Origin of the sequence: Janthinobacterium sp. DSP2-3-3, assembly GCF_049897325.1 — a bacterium.
In the GTDB taxonomy this organism is placed as follows: Bacteria; Pseudomonadota; Gammaproteobacteria; order Burkholderiales; family Burkholderiaceae_D; genus Janthinobacterium.
Genome location: NZ_JAFCWA010000012.1, coordinates 162,884 through 186,819, shown reverse-complemented (window position 1 = coordinate 186,819; position 23,936 = coordinate 162,884). Strand labels below are relative to the sequence as shown.

Here is a 23,936-nt window from a genome sequence, read left to right as displayed (position 1 = left end):
CCACACTGGAACACAACTATTTCATGAGCCGTATTTTAATCACAGGAAAAACCGGCCAGGTCGGTTACGAACTCGAACGCAGCCTGCAGGGCCTGGGCGAGATCATTGCTGTAGACCGCAGTCAGATGGACCTGGCTGACCTGGGCCAGGTGCGCGACGTCGTCCGCCGCGTCAAACCGACCCTGATCGTCAACCCTGCCGCCTACACCGCAGTGGATAAGGCAGAGAGCGAGCCGGACCTGGCGCTGCGCATCAATGGAGAGGCGCCGGCTGTCATGGCCGAAGAAGCAAAGAAACTAGGCGCTGCGATGATTCATTACAGCACCGATTATGTCTTTGACGGGTCGAAAGACGGTCCCTACGTCGAAACCGATCCGACCTGCCCCGTGAATGTGTATGGCAGTAGCAAGCTGGCCGGCGAGCAAGCCATCCAGGCGTCCGGCATCCCGCACCTGATCCTGCGCACCAGCTGGGTCTACAGCACGCATGGCAAGAACTTCCTGCTGACCATGCTCCGTCTGGCCCAGGAGCGTGAAGAACTAAGTATCGTTTCCGACCAGTTCGGCGCCCCGACCTGGAGCCGTACCATCGCCGACACCACGGCACATATCGTCGCGAAAAGCCTGGCCACGGCTGACCACCAGGCATGGTGGTCAGAACGCTCGGGCCTGTACCATTTGACGGCCCAAGGAACCACAAGCTGGTTTGGTTTTACCGAGGCGATCATGGCGCATGCCTCGGTACACAAAAAACCTAGACTGAAAGCGATTTTGGCAAAAGATTATCCAGTGCCAGCCCGGCGTCCCACCAATTCAGTATTGTCTTCACAACGTCTGCTGCAGACCTTTTGTGGATTACCACAGTGGCAGGCGGCCCTGAAACTATGCCAGGAGTGACCACCGCATATTGCAGGAATCTTTCAGAAAGCAATAACCTACTCCCTATTAAGCAGCGTGAGCGGCAAAATAATATCATTGGACACCCAATTCCAAGTTGCCATCCTAATCATGGCAACATGGGGAGGATTGAGAGTCCCGAAATCTGGTAGATTTGTACAACAAAAAAACTTTTGACGCTAAATAAAAATTACTCTGGCAGTGTTGCTAACCACAAAGCAAATTTATTTCCATAAGTATCACTTCCATCCAACGTCAAATGATGGGAATCGCGATATAAGATTTTTTCAGCCGTTCTGTATGAGCAAAACTTCTCTGAACAGAAAATATTTAATGGATCATATATATTTACTGAAGGAAATTCCCTTTTAAGTCTTTGCAGGCTTTGTCTGTGCATACTCTGGCGCTCCAGTACCTCTTTGAGAGGAATGGTACAGCTGGATTTTCCTTTGACGCAATCTACAGGAAAAAATGGCAACTCTGGAATATCGACCAGCACGATGACTTTTCTTCCGTCCGCAAGAAGTTCTCGCACTGATTGACTAAGCCCGAAATAGAACAAATCATGCCTGCTCATTCCCTTCTGAATACCGTCATTTTTTCCATGCATTGTGGAAATATTTTTTATTAAATTATCTGCGGCATAAGCGGATATCAGTTCATAGTTTCCAAAAAATGAGAGAACGACAGTGCTTATCTCTCTGGAATTCTTTACCCAAGGAATAATTTTTTCAAACTTCTCAAGGCACATTTTCTGATCCCACTCAACATTGACATCCAATAATGGTGGACAGCTTGAATTTCCAACAAGCGCCCAATTTAATCCTTTAACATTTCTCTCTATACCATAAAATTTATCGGCAGCATGACTATCTCCAATTAATACCGCATTGACATTTCCTTTTCTCCCTTGATAACAATAATTAATGCTTTCATTGCCCATAATTTCTCTTTCAGGGCATTTCCGATAGCCAAGCTTATCCATATCAAATTCAAATGGCTTGAATGGCAACGCCGCTTCCCTGTCAGGGAAACCGTTCGTAACATGACCAGCCAGACCAAAACCTGTAAACACCAGAGTTCCGATAAGTGCAAAAATAAAAATAATACGCTTGCTGTAGCGAGATTTATTTCTAAATGGTGTTTCAATAAATTTCCAACTGAAATAAGAAAGCAGCAAGGTCAATAAAACGATACTAATCATAACGCTTTCAGCGGGCTCATCAAAAGATTTCTGCCTTGCAAAAGCCAGCAAGGGTTGATGCCACAAATATATGCTGTAACTGAGCAATCCCAAGCCGACAAACAATTTATTACCGAGTATCCTTGCAACAACAGTTCCACGTGTGGCGCATAAAATTATCAATGCCGTACCAACTGTGGGTAATAGTGTATAGAAACTCGGGAATGGCACATTCTTATCAAAATAAAAAATTGAATAAATAATCAGAATCAATCCAGCAGTACCACCGAATTCTTTAACACCTCGAGGTAACTGCTTGAAGCCATAGTGATTAAAATAAAAGGCAACAAATGCACCAATCAACAATTCCCAACCACGCGTTGGTAAAAGAAAAAACGCCATGGTCGGAAAACTGAGAGAAGCCCACTGAGCAAATAGTAAGCTCGCCAGAAAAGAGATCACTAGAATTGCAAAAATTGATCGTTTTCCAATTTTCCACGCCATCATTAAAAATATGGGGAAAAACAGATAATATTGCTCCTCCACCGCCAAACTCCAGGTATGCAATAACGGTTTTAATTCTGCAGCAGTACTAAAATAACCGCTTGTTAGCCAGAATAAAATATTTGAAGAAAATATTGAAACTGCAACCAGACTTTGCGAAAAACTTTTCATCTCTGTCGGTATAAGCCATACCCATGAAAATGGCAAACAGATAAATATAACGGCAAATAGAACGGGCAAGATGCGTCTTGCTCTTCGCTCATAAAAGTTAACAATAGAAAATTTTCCCTGTTCGAGTTCGCCCAGAATAATCGTTGTAATCAAATAACCACTGATTACGAAAAACACATCCACGCCGACAAAACCACCACTGAAAATCTGAAATCCTGCATGGAAAAGTACTACCGGCAATACTGCAAGTGCTCTCAGACCATCTATTTCTCTTCTATAATCCATTAATTACCGATCGATCCAAATTTTCAGGGAACTGACGTGATGCAACCAATTTGACGGCAAAGTCAACAGTTAGTCGGAAAGTGGAAGAATCAATATGCTGATGCCTGGTAGGTAACCATACCCGGTCATCCGGCAGCGCCATACCTGCTCGCAACACTACTGCCCAACCTCGTCTCCAGTCAAAATACTCGCCGGACTGGTAAATGCAATTACACACCATGCGCTTATCGACATATCTACTGCTCGAGCCAGCTAGCGATAGCTATATCCGGTTTTTCGGATTTTTCAACAAAAAATTATTTAGTGAAAATTAATAACAATTTTTGACGAAAAAGTTTCATATTGAAAATATTGACGGAAAACAGTATAACCATGATTTAGCAATATGTCGAGAAAAACCAGAGTTGCATTTCACTTGATACAAAAACTACGGAAAATATCCGGTTCATTATGCACAATGATTCCACTCACGCCGAGAAATATCACTGCATTACAAAAACTGCGACAATATGAAAATGCTCCGCTATCAAGAAAAAGCGAAGCATTTTAAAATAATGATCAGATAATGAATTATCCGAGGGATTATGATATTTGCAGAACAGAATCGAGCGAATTGAAGAAGCGTTGACCCTCAGCACTGCGCAGATAATTTTTACCAGCCTCACGCTTCTCTTCAATTTCCTCATCGGACATCGACTGAACTTTTTTTAACAAGTCAGTCCACGAAGTAAATTCCCTGCAATCAATATAGCAATTTTCCGGTATATATTTATCAATATCTGGCGCACCCAAATAAAGAGGAATTGTTCCAGCGTAAAAACAATCGATAATTTTTTCAGTTATATATCCGTCCATTGCCATATTTTCAAAACAAAGGCAAAAACGATATTTACTTAACGTATCAAGTTTCGACTGACATGAGCCTTTGTAAATCGACATCAGACTTTTCCGGTTTCGCCAATACGGTAGCCATAACGATCGCGGACTCCACCATTTCTTCCAGCCAAAGCCATACAAGTCGATTGCACCAGATGGTGCTAATTCAGCCATGGCCTCAATGCGTGTACTATATTGCTCTCCAGCACGAAACCTCGGATTATGATTACCATTGATAACAACAATGGAATTTTTACGATCAGTCCTGGACCAGAATGGTTCCTGTACATCACCATAAGGCATGGGCCAAAAGAATTTCTTCAATTTAGACATATCGACATTTTTGGTCGAATAACCTATGCCTTCGGTATTATGAACATACACGCAGTCATACATTGCAGTCAATTTCGGCAATGCGGCATATAGCTCCGGAGCCACGACTGGTGGTTCCATAATCAGAAATCCAGAATAATTCACTCCAGAAACTCCAGCCAACTCCTTTTCGCCGTTAAGAATGCCGAGGGAATAATATTCGAACTTTCCCTCGCCATATCCGGCACGCATGTCGGCAGTATGGAGCTCATGCCCATTTTCCTTGGCTACCTGTGAGGCGCGAAAAAATGGAAGCAGAGTACCGTCTCTGTTTAAATGCTCATTTCCAATATCAAACAGGCGATCCTGCTGATAATGATAGGATGAGGGTTCCAACAAAATGATGCGTTTTTTATTCTTCATGATATTTACCAGACTATCGAAATGAAAATCAATTAACCTAACAGTCCGATTTCCCGAAACACGCGGTTAAAACGCGCGGAAAACACATGCTCTTTCTGGGTTCGCTTGTAACCAGCATCTGCCATCTCTTCCCTTTTTTTATCTTCCTTCAGATAAAATTTTGCCTTTTCAATCAAGTCGTCAGAGTCAATATAAATTCCTATTTCCGATCCGATATCATAGTATTTTTCAAGGCCTTCAACATAATAGGATAGCTGAAATGCTCCAGTGCTATTAATCTCAAAATGGCGGGCTTTGAGCTGCTCGATATTCTTTTTTGAACGGATACGATTGACTATCCCATATGGCGAAGTGGCGAGATAGCGAAGATCCCAGGAAGCCGAATTTGACAGATTCAAATTAATCTTGCTCTGATTAAATATATCCACCATATCGCTATGGGGCACAATGCCTTTCTCCCAACGATGGCCAGCAGTGACAACGTTCATTCCGGCTTTTCTGAGTCTTTTTACGAGCCACGCACGGTACGGATGCCATCCTCCGACGAAAGAAATATCATAGATTTTTTCTTTTTCTCTTTTATCATAGAGTATTTCATTTGCACCGAATGGAAAGTGAACCGCGTGCATGATGCCCTGCTTTCGATATCTCTCGACACCATAGATATCGGGAGTTGTAAAATTATCAAAAAAAGCAGCCCAGTATTTTGAATATTCCACACGCCATGTATCGTCGTGGAAAAAACATAAAGTCTTGGTCAACTTGCGCAATGCTTCAAGCGATGCAGGTTCAAATTGATCAGTGTACAAGGAAAACATTGCCAAATCAGGCGAGAATGATCCTGCTGTATCCAGCAGCTTCTGGTTCATTTCAGCCTTGCCAATTTCCTTGAGGATGGTCATATAATCGAATAGCAAAACTTCATGACCCAAACTGATCAGGCTTTGATAGAAATTATAATACTCATACGACTCGCCCCGGGACGGATCACCATAGTCATAGCGCATGCATACCAACATTATTTTCATCAAACAAGATCCTAAAATTAAGCTTTAATATGTGACCGGAGCAATATATACAACATGGGAAGGGACAATATTCCCAATATACCTAAAAATAGCAAAGCATGAAAAACATCACTATTTTCTCCCAGTAAATGTCGAATCACGGTACTGCAGAGGTAGACAATGCCAGCCATGAACAATGCCTGCAATACCTTTATCCAGGGCAATCGCAAAACTTTCTGCCGCATGAAAAAATACATGGTAACAGCAACGAAGGCTCCGCCTAAAGCCACTGAAACTGCTGCAGAACCTGAGCCAAAAACCGGGACTAGGAAAACGATCAAACCAATCGTTATTAATACGCCGATAAAATTTGGGAAAAGCAACCAGTGTGTTTTTAACCGTAGATGAGCAACTAATCCTACCATTCCCACCAGAACCCTGGTTGCCTCGGCCAGCGCCCCTAGTAGCACATATCGCCCGGCATCTTGGTAAGATGAGCCCAGCATGACTGCTGTTATTTCTTTTGACGCAATACAAATAGCTGCTGTTACAAATATCAACGCTGGCAATATGGCAGAGGCATAGTCATTCCACGCTTGCGCATCAAACATCACGCCCTGCATGCTCACTCGTTTGTAGAGCAGAGGCTGAAAGTACGTCGTGAGGATCATTTCAAACGCCGTGAGCAGCGAGGCACTCAGACCATAACCTGCAAAATACAAACCCAGTATGGCCAAGCCGACCTGCTTTTCCAGAATGAAGCGGTAACCCTGCATTTGTACCCATCCAAGCCCGACAGCAAGAGCCACCGGCCAGGCATAGCGCCATAATTGCGCTACCAACTGATCGTGATTACCGAGTGCAAACGGTATCGCAATGGCCACCCTCTTGTACAATATTTTGATACCCAGCCAGCCAAAAACAGCCTGTCCTATCAGCAGACCAAGTAGCCAATATTCTGCAGTTGCCTGCATGGCTTGCGTCAGGCCAAACGCTGAAATTAATCCGGTGATTAAAGTTGCAAGTGTCAACAAGATAAACACGTTGCGATAACCCAGCATGTTGAGCGACGGAATAACGGTCTGATTGACGGTATTGAAGAGAAGTGATCCGCAAATCAGCGTCAACAACCAGAATTTCTTTGTATGAACTGAAATAAGTTCAAAATAATTCAATATGTAACAAATGCTGCCTGCTGCGGCACAAACCAGCAACAGATATTTCCAATAAATAGAAAAATAAAACTTGATCTGGCCTTTTTCTGCCCATTCGTGCAAATGTCGATTGATATACATTCCAACCGGATTTACCAGGAACATGGCAAAGAAAGCTGTTATTGCCGTGATTAATGCGATTCTTCCGACTTCATCGGGAGGCAATAATGTGGTAAGGAGACGAGTGCCGATTAATGCAATGACGAATTGCATTAATCGGCCGATAAGGACGGAAATCAATTGAAATCGACCATGGTATCAACTGTTACTGAATAATGCATGCAAGCTCTCAAGCCGGAAGCGAATTCAGTGCTTCTTTCAACAGACCGAATTGTTCATCAAGACCATAATGATGGTTGCCGATAAACAGACCGTGGCTGTCGATGTAGTTTGCATTGACCAGTTCACCATGCACTGAGCTATCAAACCATTTCACCACTTCATTTTTCGCGAAATTGCCGGCCACAATCGGACGGCAGTCGATCTTGAATTTCTCAAAAGCGGCGACGGCATCGGCGCGGGTAAATGGTGCATCCGGATTGACGATCAGGCTGAAACCGAACCAGCTGCTTTTGCCAATTTCAGATTGGACTTTGAAGGCCGGATAAGCTTTCATCAATTCCAGGAATTTCGCCGCATTTGCCCGACGCTCCTCGATGATGGTTGGCAGTTTTTTTACTTGTTCGATACCAATCGCGCCACTCATTTCCAGTGGACGCAGGTTATAACCTGGAAGCACGAAGCGGAATGATTCAACGAATGGATCATCGCTCTTTGTGCCGCATACAAGATTCTCTTTAGGCAAGTTACGGGTCCAGCCATGTGCGCGTACGGACAACAGAATATGGTACAGCTCTTCGTCATCGGTTACCACCATGCCACCTTCCATCGTGGCGATATGATGACTAAAAAACGTGCTATAACTGCCCATCAAACCATGCGTACCAGCTTGACGCCCCTTGAATTCCGCGCCCATGGACTCGCAATTGTCCTCAAGAATAATGATGTCACGGCCTGCAACAATCTCCTGGATTGCATCAAAATCATTAGGGTTGCCAAGCAAATTGACCGTCATGATCGCGCGGGTCTTATCGGTGACCGCGGCGGCCAGCTGTTCCAGATCGTAGTTTAAAGTATCCAGATTAATATCGACGAACTTGATCTTCAGGCCATACTGATACAAAGGATAGTAAGTGGTACTCCATGATACCGCTGGCACAATCACTTCATCGCCTCGTTTTAATGCGCCTTCCTTGCGATAAATCAGTGCAGCGACCATCGCCAAGTTTGCCGATGATCCGGAGTTGACCATGACGCAATATTTGCTGCCAGTATAAGCGCTAAAGTCTCTTTCGAATTCGGCAACATATTTCCCCATCGTAAACATGCCTGAATCGACAACTTTTTGTATTGCAGCGTATTCCGCTTGATCCCATGTCGTACTTGCCAATGGATAGGACATTATTTTTTCTCCGTTTTTAAATAGAATTCATAAGTGAGTGCCAACCCTTCTCGCAAGGAGGTCTTGGCACTCCAACCCCATGTATTCGCAAGTACTATCGACGTAAGTTTTCGCTTCATTCCGACCGGCTTGCTCAGATCGTGAACAAATTCACCCTCGTAGCCAACTACTTCAGCAGCAATTGCGTAATATTCGTTGACCGAATAATCGGTGCCAAGGCCGATATTTACCATGCCTGGCAGAGTTTCGAAGTTATCCGCTGCGTGAAACAGTGCATCGGCCAAATCGCCCGAATACATGAACTCGCGCCGGGCCGTTCCATCTCCCCATATCTCAACCGTCGCCTGATTTGACTGTTTGGCCTCATGCACTTTATGCAATATGGCTGGAATCAGATGAGACCAGCGTGGATCAAATTTATCATGCCGTCCATATAGGTTGCATGGGATCACTGTTTTGTACTGATATTCAGGGTTTTCCCGCGTGATGTATTCACACAGGCGTGCAACCGTAATTTTGGCTAGCGCATAGCCTTCATTCGTCGGTTCCAACTCCCCCGTCAATATCATGTTCTCGCTTAACGGAACATCCAGATTACGTGGATACATGCAGGAACTGCCGATATTGATCAGGCGCTTCACTCCTGCCGCGCGAGCGGCAAGGATCACATTGCGGCCCATATCCAGATTTTCTGTCAAAAATCGGACCGGCTCTCGCATATTGGCCTGGATACCGCCAACCCGACCGGCTGCATGAATGATCAGATCGGGCTGGACCTCGCGGATGAATTTTTCAGTCTGTTCATACGAGAAAAGATTCAGCTCTTGGCGGGTTGGAAACAGCAGCTCATGGCTCTGTGCGGCAGCATGTTCTCGAAGATTGCTGCCGACCATACCACCGCCGCCTGTTATTAATATTCGCATGGCAGTATCCTGAATTACGTGCCGACGCGTGGATAGACCTTGAATCCACTAGCATGCATCAATTGTTCACGGCGAGCCAGATCCAAATCGGCTTGTGCCATTTCCGTCACAAGGGAAGAAAACGAAGTTGTCGGCGACCAGCCCAGTTTTTGTTTGGCATTCGTTGGATCGCCCAACAGCGTTTCCACTTCCGTCGGACGGAAATAACGTGGGTCGACACGCATGATGACCTGGCCAATCGACAGATGAGGCATTGCTTCGGCGCCCGGCAGGAAACCATTAATGATACCGACTTCATCCACGCCGCTCCCCTCCCAACGCATTGCGATGCCATATTCCTTGGCGGTCAATGTGACAAATTCACGAACGCTATGTTGCTCTCCAGTAGCGATGACGAAATCCTCTGCCTTATCTTGTTGCAACATCAACCATTGCATTTCGACATAGTCGCGTGCATGACCCCAATCACGCAAAGAGTCGATATTGCCAAGATACAGACATTCTTGCATGTTCAATTTAATGCGTGCCAATGCGCGGGTAATTTTCCGGGTGACGAATGTTTCGCCACGGATTGGCGACTCATGATTAAACAAAATACCATTGCAGGCATAGATGCCATAAGCCTCGCGATAGTTAATCGTGATCCAGTAGGCATACATTTTTGCTACAGCATAGGGGCTACGTGGATAAAACGGCGTTGTCTCTTTTTGCGGGATTTCTTGAACTAAACCATAAAGTTCAGATGTGGATGCTTGGTAGAAACGAGTTTTTTTCTCTAAGCCCAGAATACGAATTGCCTCTAGAATACGCAACGGACCGAGTCCATCAGAGTTAGCCGTATATTCAGGCTCTTCAAAAGACACCGCCACATGGCTCTGTGCAGCAAGGTTATAAATTTCATCGGGCTGAACCAATTGGATAATACGGATCAGGCTTGTCGAGTCGGTAAGGTCACCATGATGCAAAATCAGGCGCGGATTGTCGACATGAATGTCTTCAAACAGATGATCAATACGATCAGTATTAAAAAGAGAGGTACGGCGCTTGATGCCATGTACCACATATCCTTTTTTAAGCAAAAATTCTGCCAAATATGCGCCATCTTGACCAGTGATACCAGTAATTAATGCAACTTTACTCATTACCATTCCTCATAAAATTTTATTATATATAATTCTTTTGAATATCGCAGGGTCCTTTATCATCATAAAAGATCCCTGAAATAAAACAAATATTGCAACCACTTTTAACTTCCTCAACGAATATTTACTGAAATTCCAATTTTCCCGATTCAAAAGCCATTTCAACCAATAAGCGAATTTATATTGCTTTATCAAATCACTCCGACGGTCCAGTTCTGTATTTCTGAAGATGAATCTTAACAATCTTAAATGTTGAGGGATGCTGTTTGTTCCGCTATCATTTCCAGAATGAAAACGATAATATATTAAAGGTTCCTTCAACCAACAGATAGGGGCGCGCGACGCCACTTGCATCAAAAATGAAACATCAGAATATTTTCCACCTTCTGCTGCATCCAGAAACAATCCTCTCACCTTTTCAGTACGGTACATATAACCGGGGAAAGGTGCCACTCTATCCATGAACCTCAAATAGGGTGCAATAAAATCCTCATTACTTTGGATAAATTTTTTTCTTTCCTGCTGCCGAAAAAAAATTCTTTTTGTAAAATCTTCATCTTTGATTATTCGTGCATTGCAGCCAACGGCAGATAATGACGCATCTACATCTAGTACCTCAACCATACGTAAAACATAATCTTCATGCATGAGATCATCATCATGGAAAATCACGAAATATTCTGAGTTGACTTCTGATAGCACCGTCTTGAAATGATCCAATGCCGACAATCGAGGTATTCTGCGAATATAAGATAGATCCGGATATTTATCCTCCACGATTTTTTCGACTTCGTTATTCGAAGAATTATCCGACACGATCAATCTGAAATTATTCTCGCTCTGGGCCTTAATTGAATCAATTGTTTTTCCGATAAAATTCGGGCGATTACTACTAAGAAGAACTATTGTTACTTTTTCCATTATTTTCAGCGAAGATAATTTTTTTGCCGCGATTGTAGAATTGATGACTAATACTTATATATCGCTCAATCTTTCCTTCAACGTATCGAAATCCAAACCATGCTCTTTCATCAAATATTGATAACTTCCACATTTTTCAGAAAATCTATCTTGAACGCCGAAACGCGTTACTCTGGCAGAGGCCACACTGCTGACAATTTCGGCAATTATGCTACCCAGGCCACCTGCAGTGGAATGTTCCTCCAGAACAACAATATCGTCCGCCAGATCGGCAATCTTGAGTACCTGTTCTTCATTAATGGGCTTCAGGGAGGGGACGCTCCATACACTGCAATCCAGCAACTCGTTTGCGATACGGTTTGCTACCGATACCATTGATCCAGTAGCGAGAAAAGCAATTTTACTATTTTTGCCAGAACGTACCGGGAGCAGATCGCCTAACTTGGCAGTTATTGCCGTTTTGTGAACCACCCCGACATCAGACTTGCCCATTCGGATATAAACAGGGGATTGAAATTGTAACCCATACGACATTGCATAATCCATCTCCAAGCTGTCACATGGCGACAGAATCTCCAGATTTGGTAACGGGCGAAGCATTGCAATATCTTCAGTGGACTGATGACTGCTACCCAAACTGCTATACACCACACCGGCTCCGTCGCCGATGAAGATGATAGGCAGCTTCTCATAGCAAACATCCATCTTTATCTGTTCGATCACTCGCACTGGAACAAATGCGCTCAGTCCGTATACGATCGGTTTATAACCAACCTTGGCCAAGCCAGCGGCGACTCCAACCATGTTTTGTTCGGCAATACCTGCATTTACAAATTGAGCGGGTAAAAGGCTGCGAAACTCATCAAAGAGTGCATAACCATGATCCCCGGTTAAAAGTAAGATTTTTTGGTCAGCTTGCGCTGCGGCGACAATCGCCTTTGAGAATGCAGATCTCATTGCTTTTCCTCCAGTTCAGCCATTGCCGATTCAAACGTATCTGGCGTCAAACGGGTGTAATGCCAGATATTTTGATGCTCCATAAAAGAAACACCTTTACCTTTGACGGTCCTGGCAATAATGGCTTTCGGTGAGCCATTTTTCATTAATTTCAATGCGCTCAATGCGGTATCCAAGGCAGTTTCGTCATGGCCATCCACGGCCAGAGTATCGAAGCCGAAAGCGGAAAATTTATCTTGCAGACTACCGAGATGCATAACCTGTTCGGTAGTTCCCATCGCCTGAAATCCATTTTCGTCAACGATAACAACAAGATTGTCCAGTTTCCAATGTTTTGCAAACAGCATGGCTTCCCACATTGGACCTTCATTCATCTCTCCGTCGCCAGCAATAACATAGCAATGCTGATCGGTTTTGTTGAACTTCGCTCCAAGAGCCATACCCACGCCTACCGGCAAGCCATGCCCCAGCGAACCGGAGGTTACCTCGCAACCGATGACATGAGCGTCAGACAGGCCTTTCAGGCGGGAGCCGTCAGAAAAATAGTTTTCCAAGTCATAACTGGATAACCAACCTTTTTCATGCAGGCAGGCATATTGCGCCATCACGCCATGTCCTTTGCTTAGCACCATATAGTCGCGTAAGCCGGCATTTGCATCGTTATCCGGGTAACGCAGATGATTTCTATAAAGGACGGCAAGTATTTCGATAATCGAGAAAGCGCAGCCAATATGTACCGTCGAACCGGCATAAGCCATTTTCAATACGGTTGCACGTAGCGTTTTTGAATTAAAGTCAGACATGATTTATTCCAAAGGGGTTGGAAAGTTCTTTTTGGCGCTTGGCCCATTCAAACGTCTTTTTCAAAGCACTGTCCAGTGACGTATATTCGCACAGGCCAAGTTCCGCCATGGCCTTGTTCACGCAAGGTACGTAGCGCAACGGTCGTACATCGGGCAGCGGAGCGGTTGCAACGGTGACCGATGTTGTACGCTCGCCCAGCACCGATGCTGCTTCGGCAAGTTCGCGGATAGAGATGCCGTTTGACGACCCCAGGTTATAGGCGACGTCTTGCTTGCCGTTTGCCAAAATGGTCAATAACCAGATTGTCATGTCGGCGGCGTACAAATACGATCGATACGCGGTACCGTCTCCCTTGACACTTATATCGCGCCCGGACAGGACATCATTAATGAAATTGCCAGCCGCGAAATGCGCATCGAGCGGCAGATAGGGGCCCAGCAAGGCAAAGCATCGTGCAATGGCCGTTTGCAGCCCATATTGCCGTGCATGACATTGCACCAGCCATTCGGACGCACGCTTCCCCTGCCCATAGGCAGTTGCCGGCTCCAGCGTGTCCGGCGCGCCCTGGAATTCCTCATCCACTCCATCCATTTCGCTGGGCTGGCGTCCATACACCGCGCCTGAACTGGTTAACAGATAGCGTTTCGCCTGGCAGCGCCTGGACAGGGCGAGCGTTTCTTTTGTACCGTTTACAATATCGTCAAACACCTGTACCGGATCGCTGCTGCAGGTGGCAACATCCGTGGCTGCGTGGATCACGATGTCGACAGATTCGTCAAATTGCGACAAATCGAGCACGTCGCCTTTCAGCAAACGCACGCTGGGATGTGTCGCGAGATGGGCTGCCTTTCGATGAAAGCCATCGGGTTGACGTGTCAATAAAGTCACGCGCAATTCCAGAGCGAGTTCTTCGGATGCCCACAACAGGGCCTCCAACAGCCAGCAGCCGACGAAGCCCGTACCGCCGGTCAGAAAAATATGCTGGCCACGCAGGACGTCCCAGACGCTCGCCGGCGTTTTCTCCAAAATCAATTGCAAATCTTCTGGAGAAACGCCCGGACGGTAGACGTCATATGCGCCGGCTGAACGTGTCGATGACCGATTAGTCAAAGTTCACACCGAAAAACGCTTCAATCTTGCCGATTGTAAAGTCGAGCATTTCTTTGGTCAGGCCAGGGAAGACGCCGATCCAGAACGTATCATGCATGACGCGGTCCGTATTTGTCAGCTCGCCCGAAATTCTGAAATTGCGGCCAAGCATGTATGGTTGGCGAGTCAGGTTTCCTGCAAACAACAACCGCGTACCAATTTTGTGCTGATCCAGGTAGGTCAACAAGTCTACGCGATTGACATTGGCCTCTGGGCGCAAGGTGATCGGGAAGCCAAACCAGGACGGATCCGAGTTTGGTGTCGCCTCTGGCAGTATCAGGAATTCCTCGCAGCTTTTCAGTCCGTCGATCATGTACGCGAAGTTATCCTTGCGAGCCTGGACAAAGCCTGCGGCGCGGTCCATCTGCGCCAGGCCGCATGCCGCTTGCATGTCGGTGATCTTCAGGTTGTAGCCCAGGTGGCTGTAGGTATACTTGTGATCATAGCCTTCCGGCAGCGTGCCCAACTTGCAGCAGAAACGCTGACCGCAGGTATTATCCTTTCCCGGCGCGCAGTAGCAGTCGCGGCCCCAGTCGCGGAACGATTCGGCGATGGCTTTGAGCTCCGGATTGTTCGTAAACACCGCGCCGCCCTCCCCCATGGTGATGTGATGCGCAGGGTAGAAACTCATGGTACCGATGTCACCGAAGGTACCGCACATCTGGCCGTTATAGGTTGCACCCAACGCATCGCAGCAATCTTCCACTAGCCACAGATTATATTTTTTGCACAGTGCAACGATCACTTCCAGGTTGAACGGATTGCCCAAGGTATGAGCCAACATGATTGCTTTGGTCTTGTCGGTGATAGCTGCTTCGATTTTTGAAGCATCGACATTGTAAGTACCCAGTTCGACGTCGATGAAGACGGGCACGGCGCCATATTGCAAAATTGGATTGACGGTGGTCGGGAAGCCCGCAGCCACGCCGATAACTTCGTCGCCAGGCTGGATGGCGCGGGCTCCCAATTTAGGCGATGTCAGGGCTGAAAAAGCCACAAGATTGGCGGACGAACCGGAGTTCACCGTGATCAGGAACTCGACGCCAATAAACTTGGCCAGACGTTTTTCAAACTCGTCGTTAAAACGACCAGTCGTCAGCCAGGCATCCAGCGACGCTTCGACCATCAAGCCCATTTCAGGCGCACCGACCACTTTGCCGGCCGGAGGAATAACTGTCACGCCAGGTTCGAAAGGCTTCGGCACGCTGGCCAATGCGCCATATTGGGCCACCAAGGCAGCGATCTGGTCGCGGATTTGTTGTTGGGTCAGTTGTTCGCTCATGATACAGCCTTCAATGTGTTAGGTATTTTGATAAGTTGTGATTTGTGCCTGGCTTAGCTTACGCATGTCCAGGCCCTGGTCGAAGGCCTTGTGCCATTCAACGATTTTGCTGATCGTCTGCCCGATGTCCCAACGCGGATGCCAGTCCAGCTGGCCACGCGCCTTGGAGCAATCAAGCTTCAGATAAGTCGCCTCATGGGGATGGTTCTGTCCGTCGAGTGACCAGGACGCACCGGCGCCCCACTCTTGCGTCATGCGTTCTATGATCCATTCAACGGGTTTGGCATCGGTATCATGGGGACCAAAATTCCAGCCTTCGGCATGCAAAGGACCTTCGGTGTACAGCTTTTCTGCCAGTGTCAGATAGCCGCTGAGCGGTTCGAGCACGTGCTGCCACGGCCGGATCGAGTGCGGATTGCGTATCATCACCGGCTGGCCGGCACGGATGGCGCGCAGCATATCGGGAATCAAGCGATCCATGGCCCAGTCTCCGCCACCGATCACATTCCCGGCGCGGCCACTGCCTAATGCAATGCCATGCTCGGCATATTTTTCGGCATTAAAAAACGAACTGCGGTAGCCTGCCGTCACCAGTTCGGCGCAGCCCTTGCTGTTGCTATATGGGTCATAACCGCCCATTGCCTCGTTCTCACGGTAACCCCATGGCCACTCGCGGTTTTCATAGCACTTGTCACTGGTGACATTGACCACCGAACGCACGCCAGGCGTAGCGCGCACGCCTTCAAGCAGATTGACCACGCCCATCACATTGGTGGCATAAGTTTCCACCGGATTGACGTAGGAATAGCGCACTAGCGGCTGGGCCGCCATATGGATCACGATTTCCGGCCGCGCTTGTGCCATGGCGCGCTTGAGCGCCTCACCATCGCGCACATCGCCGATGATGGAAAGCATGCCGCGCGCCACGCCCGCCACTTCAAACAAGCTAGGGGTGGTCGGTGCTTCCAGCGCATAGCCGGTCACTTCGGCGCCCAATTGCTGCAGCCAAAGACTCAGCCAGCCCCCTTTGAAACCGGTATGGCCGGTCAGGAAGACCCGCTTGCCCTGCCAGAAAGCGGCGTCCATCAGCGTACCTTCCAGGGTGCTTTATCTGACTGCCACAGCTCTTCCAGGTACACCTTGTCACGCAGGGTATCCATGGGTTGCCAGAAACCTTCATGGAAATACGCTTGCAATTGGCCTTCGCGTGCAAGGCGTTCCATCGGCTCCTTCTCCCAAGTTGTGCTGTCATCAGCAATATAGTCAATAACTTTGGGGGACAGGACGAAAAATCCCCCATTGATCCATGCCCCATCGCCTTGTGGCTTTTCCTGGAAGCTATTGATCTGATGCCCGCTCAAGTTCAGGGCACCAAAGCGGCCTGGCGGTTGTGTTGCCGTCAGGGTTGCCAATTTACCATGGCGCTTATGAAATTCAATGGATGCGCCGATATCAACGTTGCTGACCCCGTCACCATAAGTAAAGCAGAACATCTCTTCATCTGCAACATATTGACTCACCCGTTTCAGACGGCCGCCAGTCAGGGTTTCATCGCCAGTGTCGACCAAGGTCACTTTCCAAGGTTCCGCATTGCGAGCATGCACTTCCATCTGATTGTTCTGCATGTCGAACGTCACGTCCGATGTGTGCAAAAAATAATTTGCGAAATACTCCTTGATGACGTAGCCCTTGTAGCCACAGCAAATAACAAAATCATTGATGCCGTGTGCCGAGTAACTTTTCATGATATGCCAAAGAATAGGCTTACCGCCTATTTCAACCATCGGCTTTGGCTTAATTGTCGTTTCTTCGCTAAGGCGAGTGCCCAAGCCGCCCGCAAGAATTACTGCTTTCATTTGGCTATTCCATTTTTTAGTAAGTTAATTATTTTTGCATTTTCTGAACAAATTTAATCACATCTTGGCATAGTGATTTCCCTCGAAACAATGTTCAAAAAAAACTAAATGAATAATAAAATTATTGCATTAATATATTATCGCTACACCGCAACCGAACAAGATTTCAGCAACACGGTCAACGATTCTTCAATCATTTTAAACGGCACGATTGACTTTATATAAAAAACCTTTTGAAAAAGCAGGCATCAATCTAAATACAAAATAAACACTCGATATCAGTAAAAACTCAAAAATATTATAAAATCCACTTTTATAATGTTTATGACGAAACTTAAAATCATCCAGAATAACGCCTTTTCCACCCCGGCGCTTTCTTTGATCCATCGAAGTTCTTACTCTGATGAGAATTTCTTGTATATTATAAAATTTTCCGCCAGCCTCAATTAATTTTATGAAAAAATCATAATCTTCATTAATCAACTTAAAATCGCCATATCCATCGACGGCAATTGCCAATTCACGTCGAACCATAATTGCAGGATTTGGCACCACGTTTCGCCATTTTAAAGCCTTGACTATATCGTCATGATATTGCGGACATTTTTTGATAAATGTTTGTTGTTTTGATAAATCGTCGAATTCTGCCTGCCAGGCTGCAACAAGCGACAACTCCGGATGAGATTTAAATATGTTGATCTGCTTCTCGATACGCTCGGGCATAGAAATGTCATCACTATCCATCACGGCAATAAATTCAAACTGACATGCATGAATACCGATATTTTTTGCAATTCCGCGGCCCACATTTTCTTCAAGCCTGACCACATTTAGTTGTGTTCGATCATCCTTCATATAATTTCTAATTATCTCTTCCTGTTCTTCAAGAATAGGGCCATCGATAACCATCACAATCTCATCAGGTACTCGCGTTTGCGAATACATACTTAGTAAAGCCTCATCCAAATTTTCCGGCTTTTCATATTTGTAGGTGGTAATTAGAACACTTACCTTTCCGTTAAAAATACTATTTTTTTTCTGCAACTCTTTTCCAGTCTCAAAACTAAAAATATCATTCATTTTAAAGTACCTTTATTTTACTTCGATAGTTATCAATTTTATTTTGAATCATTAAGTTCAAAATAATCGAAGCTAAAACACTGATCAACAATACAAAAATAGAATAATAGCTGGTATTTATAGAGTCGCCAAAAATAAAATTTGCCATGTTAATTACGAGTATATGTACCACATATAATGGATAACTTAGCTCACCTATAAATCGATCTAATTTATTAGATTTTGTAAAATTGAAGATAATCGGCAAAAGAACAAAGACTGACAAATAGAAAAATGGCGCCAACATTTTTACAGGCACTGGGAGCGATTTAAGAGAAATCGCGAAAGTCAGCATGAAAATTAAGCTACTTGCCCCAATTTTTTTATTGTTAATAATATTCCATTTTTTGTCTTTAGCTTTTCTATACATTCTGTACGACAACATGCCAATCAAAAATGTAAACAATTCCAAACCAAAAAATCTATAACTCCAAGGATCTTCGAACAAGCCATTTTTGTAAAAAATGACCCGCAAAAGCAAGCCGACGACTACCAGGAAAACCAGCCAATTAGTTTTACAGCGAACTAAAAATGGCGAAATTAAATAAAAGGAAAGTTCAATTGCGAGTGACCAAGCCTGCGGTACTAATAGAAAATTATATAAGGGCGGTTCCGACATGGAAAAATGTGAAACAAAACTTAAAGCCCCATTATTCCATCCCAAGAACATTATCCAGTCTTGAAAAAAAATAAAAATATTGGAAAAAACAATAAGAAATTTAGTCTCAATATTGAAATTCAAGAACAATTCTTTTCCATTTGGCAAACCAGGAATGCCAAATACAATCACAAATACAACAGAAATTAAAAATACGACGTAATATATTGGGAAAATTCGCAACAATCTACTACGATAAAATTTAGAAATATTCCCATATGCAGGAGATACGTCGAACATCAATGCAACAAAAAATCCGGATATTATATAAAATGATTGAACCGCAATACCGCCGCCAGTAAATACTCCGACAATATTTAAATGTGAAAAAATAACAGAAATAGCTAAAAAAAACCTAATCAATCCCATTCCACAATCCGATCACCAAAAAATTCTTCTCGCAGGTACTTACCTAATTTCTTATGGAAACTATTCATATCTCTTGTTGTCGCCGACTGGAAAACAAATCCGAAATTAAGGGAATCACCGGGAAAATTATAATGTAATATCGTAATTGATTTAATGGATACATTGCATGAAGAAAGACCCACACAAATAAAAACAACAAAACTTCTTTGTTTTCAAAAATAAGGCTTCTAAGAAAATATATACTGACGCCAAGCGATGTAAAAAATAATGCGACTCCTTCCAAGAGTGGACGGGTAACAGAAAAGGACTCCCTGACTGTTTCGCTAATCATCGGGCTAAATAGATTAATTCCAAAATTGACAAACACAAGAAGTGCTATTGAAAATGGATAAGACGAATAGGAAAATACAAAATTGTAATATTTTGATGCGTTTTGATCCAAAAAAGTAAATGCCTGAAAAATAAACGTCGACCGGATTTCATCGGTAAATATAATATTTAAAGGCAAAAATAGCGAAAAAATAACTGCGAAATTAATTATTATTGTCGTTTTCTTATATCCACCAAAAACCAAACATGCATACAATCCAAAAAGGAAATCTATTGGCCTACAGATAAGAAGGAAAAGTCCAAAAAAAACCTGAAAATTAGATTTAGATTTCAACCCAATAAAAAGTATTGTTATTCCGCAAATCAACAATACTTCTTTATTTAACGACCCTGTAGAAAAAATCAATAATGGAGTTGCAAAAAACAATCCAAAAACATATTTCTTCACCACGTCCCAATTAAAAGTTGAAACCAACATCAGATACGTTGAAAATAAAATTAATGAGTTAATTCCAAGTATCAACCACCAACCTAAGCCAGATAATTTTGCCAAGAATCCTATAAATTCAACAATGACATTATTTCCAAAACCGATATCTGCAATATTATTTGCGCCATGAAAATAACGTAAGGTATCAGCCCCAAGAAAAATAGATGCATTATCAGAGGAGAAAAATGACAATGGCGATTCATAGTAACCATTGCCTGGACTGAAAAGAATAACATTTAAAAAGGGGAAAATTGCAAACAGATAGCCAATCAGAATTTTCCAAATTATTTCATTTTTATTCGACATTTTATGTCTGTTGAATTTTTACTTTATTTAATATTTTAAATATTAACGAGAAAGTCAAAAATAAGAATTCAGCTTCTCCATATAGATACTACTATCGTCGTGCTGACGGGTCCATGTTGCTTACAGCCCGAAACCAGCATAATCATGAAGAAATAACAGCAATTCAATTTCAATTTTTCCAGCCACTATATTTTCTCAACTCACTCAAACTACCAAGATTGTTCTGGTTCTTTCTTATTTCCATAATTATCTCCCTTATGATCGCCATGCCAATCCCAGAAAATAATGAAAGCAAGGCGAAAATAATGATAATGGCAATACGGCTAGGTTTATATTTTTTATCAGGCACAACTGCATTATCCAATACCTGGACAAGCGAGCTGTCCTTCGCCTCGTCTATTTTTGCCAACTCGAATTGCTTGGCAAGCATTTCCAATATCGCCTCATTGTATTTGACATCGCGAAGCTTTCTGACGTAATCAAGTGCAGCCTCAGGCACCATGCTGGTTGATACAGATATATCACCTTTCCCAACATTAATACCTGTTTCCACTTTCGACAACTGCGCCTTCAGGCCAGCAATTTTTTGCTGCAAGCGAATATATTCAGGATTATTTTCCGTTGCAAACGTACGCAATGCCCCCAATGCAACCTCCTGAGATGCTATTTCGCCTTTCAACTGCGCAGCAGCTTTAATAATTGCCTCAGCTTGACTATTTAGCTGAATCAAACCCGTTTTTTCTTGAACTTCCTTTAAGGAAATTTCTGAGTCAGCCAGACGACTTTTTGCCTGTTCAAGTTGTTTTTCAAAAAATAAACGGCGCTGCGACGCTTCGCTAATGGCAATAGTTTGCGTTAATTTCTGCAATTCTTCTACATAAGCATTTGCAATTCCGGCAGCACGTTCAGGGCTTTTATCAGTGACATCAATAACAATCATCCCATCTTTTCCTGCATTAAAATTACTTGCCGCAGTCAATGCATTACGTGTATCAGTCGGAAATTCTGTGCCATATAACTTTTGCAACTCAAATTTCTTAATAATGGCATCTTTAACTGTTCTGCTACCAAGCATGCTCAGATACGTATCGCCTGCATTTTTGATATTCAGTGAACCGCCAGCGATCCCCCCCAAAGCGCCGCCCAACTGACCAAGCAGTGCGGAGGATCCACTTTGTCCTTGCGGCGGCAATATTTGTGCAGTTGCTTTATAGCTAACCGGCATCAGATAGGCGATTAAAACTCCCAATCCAATGCCAATTAAAAATTTAAGAAGTATTTTTTTCTTATTTTTTGCCAAAATAATTAAAATTTTCAACAATACATCATTATTCCCACCGATTTCTTTAGCGGAAATTTCATTATTTTTTACAAGATCAGACATAATGGTATAGGCTTCTAAGTTTTTTGTTGAAATGAAAAACATCAGCAATGAATTTCAATTAAATTGCCTGTTTTAATCCTTCAATACTTTCAAACCCGCCGCACCCAAACCAAACTGATAAAAGATCGACGTCCATTCCTTAAGACTCTGCATAAATGTGCTACGTTCTATTTTCTCCGGCACCACCACGGTATCACCCGGATTCAATGCCGTGCCGCCAAGGCCGCTGAACCAACCCGTACTTTGCCCACTCTGGGCAGTACCGTCCGCGCGTATCACGTACATTTCGGATTTATCCGCATTCGCGGTTATGCCACCGGCTTGCTGCATATAGTCGTTGACGGTGCGATGTGGGCGGTAGACAAAGGCGTTTTGTTGGAATACCGAGCCAAGCACATCCACCGTGCCTGGACGGCGCGGGATCAGAATGGTGTCGCCATCCTGCAAGGGCAAGTCGGGTAAGTTCTTGATTTGCGTGTCGACGCCAGGCAAATCGAGCACGATGCGACCCTCGGCCTTGATGGTGCGCAGTTTCTGCACGATGCGGCGCTGCTGCTCCACCTCGGCGGCGGTTTTCGCCGCATTTTCCTTGTCGCCAGAGGCTGCCATGCGCTGGGTCGCATTCGATTCCAGGTCACGTTCGAAGCGGTCAGCCACCTGGTTCAATTTGATTTGCTGGGCGCGGCGTACGGATTCACGGCTCAATTGGGTCGCGTACAGGTAGCCGTTTTCATTGGCGCCGCCGACACGGGCGATCAACTCGCGCAGGGTCTCGCCTTTCTTCAGCAGAAAGATGCCGCTTTGTCTGGCTTCGCCGGCCACGCGCACGTATTCATTCTGGATTTGTGCCTGCACAGGCACGGCGCCTGGTGCAAACACCCGCAGCACATCGGTCGGTTTCACCGGGATACTCGCCAACTGGCTGCTGGTGACGGTTTTGTCGGCGATCAATTCCACTACCGTCTTATATTGATTGTCGACGTTTTTTTCAACGATTACTTGCTTCGTTTCCGCTGCCGAATCAAAGCCGCCGGCCCAGCTCAATACATCGGCCAGGCTGGCATTGCCTTTCAATTCGAAAATAGCGGGCTGTTTTACGTTCCCGGTCAAGGCCACCAAGGGACCGACTTCCGGAATATAGATGACATCGCCATCGCGCAGGGTCACATCGCGGCTCTTGTCGCCCTTGGCCAGCATGTCGTACAAGTCGAAGGTGCTGACGGTTTGTGCGCCACGCTTCAATTGGATGTTGCGCATGCTACCCGTGGCATCCGGGCCGCCCGAGGTGAACAGGGCGTTCAACAGCGTGCTCATGGCGCTCAGGGTGTAGGTGCCGGGACGCACGGCGTGGCCGACCACATACACTTGCACGGCGCGCGTCTGGGCGATGCTGGCCGTCAATTCAAAGTTGGTGTAAATCTTGCCGACGGCTTTCTTCAGGTAGCCCTGCAAATCCTTGTACTGCACGCCGCTGACCTTGACGGAACCGACGCGGGGAATGAAGATCGCACCGCTGCGGTCGACCGTGGCGCTGACGTCGATATCGACCATGCCCCAGCCACGCACCTGCAACTCGTCACCCGTGCCAATGACATAATCCTGGTTCACTTGCGCGCCATCGAAGGGGGCGAAGGTGGATGGTACGTCGCTGAACAAATCCTTGCCAAACACGGTCAACTTTTTCCCTGTCACACCTTCTACATAAGCCTCAAAAGCCCCTGCTTCGGCGGCAACCTCAAGCCGTTTCGCAGGACGGCTGGCGGGCGGGTTCTGCGCCTGCCGCTGTTCACTGCGGCCACTGCGTATGGCCGGCAGGCCGCTGCCAGTCTCCATCGATTGCATTTTGGGCGTGTCACTTGTCCCAAGGTCTTGTGCAACGGCGGAACCCATTCCCATCAGGCAAGCCGAGAAAA

General features: G+C 45.2%; 20 protein-coding genes. 1 reads left to right on the top strand and 19 read right to left on the bottom strand.

Translation table 11 applies throughout. The annotated features are described in order from the left end of the window. Positions 1 to 23 precede the first annotated feature (23 nt). Positions 24 to 896, top strand: coding sequence for a dTDP-4-dehydrorhamnose reductase (gene rfbD, locus ACP7DE_RS22385; protein WP_426074150.1), 873 nt, complete (start codon positions 24 to 26; stop codon positions 894 to 896). A 190-nt stretch (positions 897 to 1,086) separates the two neighbouring features. On the opposite strand, the gene ACP7DE_RS22380 is transcribed toward rfbD, so the two are convergent. The 19 genes from ACP7DE_RS22380 to ACP7DE_RS22290 all read right to left on the bottom strand — a co-directional run bounded on the left by ACP7DE_RS22380 (position 1,087) and on the right by ACP7DE_RS22290 (position 23,715). Continuing rightward, positions 1,087 to 3,039, bottom strand: a complete 1,953-nt coding sequence (locus ACP7DE_RS22380) for an acyltransferase family protein (RefSeq protein ID WP_426074149.1) — start codon at positions 3,037 to 3,039, stop codon at positions 1,087 to 1,089. 582 nt (positions 3,040 to 3,621) lie between these two features. Further along, positions 3,622 to 4,650 (bottom strand): glycosyltransferase family 10 domain-containing protein, encoded by a 1,029-nt coding sequence (locus ACP7DE_RS22375; protein ID WP_426074148.1) that lies wholly within the window; start codon positions 4,648 to 4,650, stop codon positions 3,622 to 3,624. A 32-nt stretch (positions 4,651 to 4,682) separates the two neighbouring features. Beyond that, entirely contained in the window at positions 4,683 to 5,678 is a 996-nt protein-coding gene (locus ACP7DE_RS22370; protein WP_426074147.1) for a CgeB family protein, read from the bottom strand. 17 nt (positions 5,679 to 5,695) lie between these two features. After that, positions 5,696 to 7,084, bottom strand: coding sequence for a lipopolysaccharide biosynthesis protein (locus ACP7DE_RS22365; RefSeq protein ID WP_426074146.1), 1,389 nt, complete (start codon positions 7,082 to 7,084; stop codon positions 5,696 to 5,698). A gap of 76 nt (positions 7,085 to 7,160) precedes the next feature. Beyond that, entirely contained in the window at positions 7,161 to 8,333 is a 1,173-nt protein-coding gene (locus ACP7DE_RS22360) for a DegT/DnrJ/EryC1/StrS family aminotransferase (RefSeq protein WP_426074145.1), read from the bottom strand. After that, positions 8,333 to 9,256: a GDP-L-fucose synthase family protein gene (locus ACP7DE_RS22355; RefSeq protein WP_426074144.1), complete on the bottom strand. Its 924-nt coding sequence runs from the start codon at positions 9,254 to 9,256 to the stop codon at positions 8,333 to 8,335. Before ACP7DE_RS22355 ends, ACP7DE_RS22360 begins: the two co-directional genes overlap by 1 nt. 14 nt (positions 9,257 to 9,270) lie before the next feature. After that, positions 9,271 to 10,398: a GDP-mannose 4,6-dehydratase gene (gene gmd, locus ACP7DE_RS22350; protein ID WP_426074143.1), complete on the bottom strand. Its 1,128-nt coding sequence runs from the start codon at positions 10,396 to 10,398 to the stop codon at positions 9,271 to 9,273. Positions 10,399 to 10,407: 9 nt separating this feature from the next. Then, positions 10,408 to 11,319 (bottom strand): glycosyltransferase family A protein, encoded by a 912-nt coding sequence (locus ACP7DE_RS22345; RefSeq protein WP_426074142.1) that lies wholly within the window; start codon positions 11,317 to 11,319, stop codon positions 10,408 to 10,410. 54 nt (positions 11,320 to 11,373) lie between these two features. Continuing rightward, complete coding sequence (locus tag ACP7DE_RS22340; protein WP_426074141.1) at positions 11,374 to 12,276, bottom strand: transketolase family protein; 903 nt, start codon at positions 12,274 to 12,276, stop codon at positions 11,374 to 11,376. Next, positions 12,273 to 13,079, bottom strand: a complete 807-nt coding sequence (locus ACP7DE_RS22335; protein WP_426074140.1) for a transketolase — start codon at positions 13,077 to 13,079, stop codon at positions 12,273 to 12,275. The genes ACP7DE_RS22340 and ACP7DE_RS22335 overlap by 4 nt, the downstream gene beginning before the upstream one ends. Then, complete coding sequence (locus tag ACP7DE_RS22330) at positions 13,072 to 14,118, bottom strand: NAD-dependent epimerase/dehydratase family protein (RefSeq protein WP_426074139.1); 1,047 nt, start codon at positions 14,116 to 14,118, stop codon at positions 13,072 to 13,074. Before ACP7DE_RS22330 ends, ACP7DE_RS22335 begins: the two co-directional genes overlap by 8 nt. Positions 14,119 to 14,182: 64 nt before the next feature. After that, positions 14,183 to 15,511, bottom strand: a complete 1,329-nt coding sequence (gene rfbH, locus ACP7DE_RS22325) for a lipopolysaccharide biosynthesis protein RfbH (protein ID WP_426074138.1) — start codon at positions 15,509 to 15,511, stop codon at positions 14,183 to 14,185. An 18-nt stretch (positions 15,512 to 15,529) separates the two neighbouring features. Next, positions 15,530 to 16,597 (bottom strand): CDP-glucose 4,6-dehydratase, encoded by a 1,068-nt coding sequence (gene rfbG, locus ACP7DE_RS22320; RefSeq protein WP_426074137.1) that lies wholly within the window; start codon positions 16,595 to 16,597, stop codon positions 15,530 to 15,532. After that, positions 16,597 to 17,367 carry a glucose-1-phosphate cytidylyltransferase gene (gene rfbF / locus ACP7DE_RS22315; RefSeq protein ID WP_426074136.1) on the bottom strand — a complete coding sequence of 257 codons (771 nt, stop codon included), beginning with the start codon at positions 17,365 to 17,367 and terminating at the stop codon, positions 16,597 to 16,599. Before rfbF ends, rfbG begins: the two co-directional genes overlap by 1 nt. Positions 17,368 to 17,565: 198 nt before the next feature. Further along, positions 17,566 to 18,447 carry a glycosyltransferase gene (locus tag ACP7DE_RS22310; RefSeq protein ID WP_426074135.1) on the bottom strand — a complete coding sequence of 294 codons (882 nt, stop codon included), beginning with the start codon at positions 18,445 to 18,447 and terminating at the stop codon, positions 17,566 to 17,568. Between the two features lies 1 nt (position 18,448). Further along, positions 18,449 to 19,513 (bottom strand): acyltransferase family protein, encoded by a 1,065-nt coding sequence (locus ACP7DE_RS22305; RefSeq protein WP_426074134.1) that lies wholly within the window; start codon positions 19,511 to 19,513, stop codon positions 18,449 to 18,451. 64 nt (positions 19,514 to 19,577) lie between these two features. Further along, positions 19,578 to 20,639 carry a hypothetical protein gene (locus ACP7DE_RS22300; protein WP_426074133.1) on the bottom strand — a complete coding sequence of 354 codons (1,062 nt, stop codon included), beginning with the start codon at positions 20,637 to 20,639 and terminating at the stop codon, positions 19,578 to 19,580. Positions 20,640 to 20,808: 169 nt separating this feature from the next. Further along, on the bottom strand, positions 20,809 to 22,065 hold the full coding sequence (locus tag ACP7DE_RS22295; protein WP_426074193.1) for a GumC family protein: 1,257 nt from the start codon (positions 22,063 to 22,065) through the stop codon (positions 20,809 to 20,811). A gap of 30 nt (positions 22,066 to 22,095) precedes the next feature. Continuing rightward, positions 22,096 to 23,715: an SLBB domain-containing protein gene (locus ACP7DE_RS22290; protein WP_426074132.1), complete on the bottom strand. Its 1,620-nt coding sequence runs from the start codon at positions 23,713 to 23,715 to the stop codon at positions 22,096 to 22,098. Positions 23,716 to 23,936 lie beyond the last annotated feature (221 nt).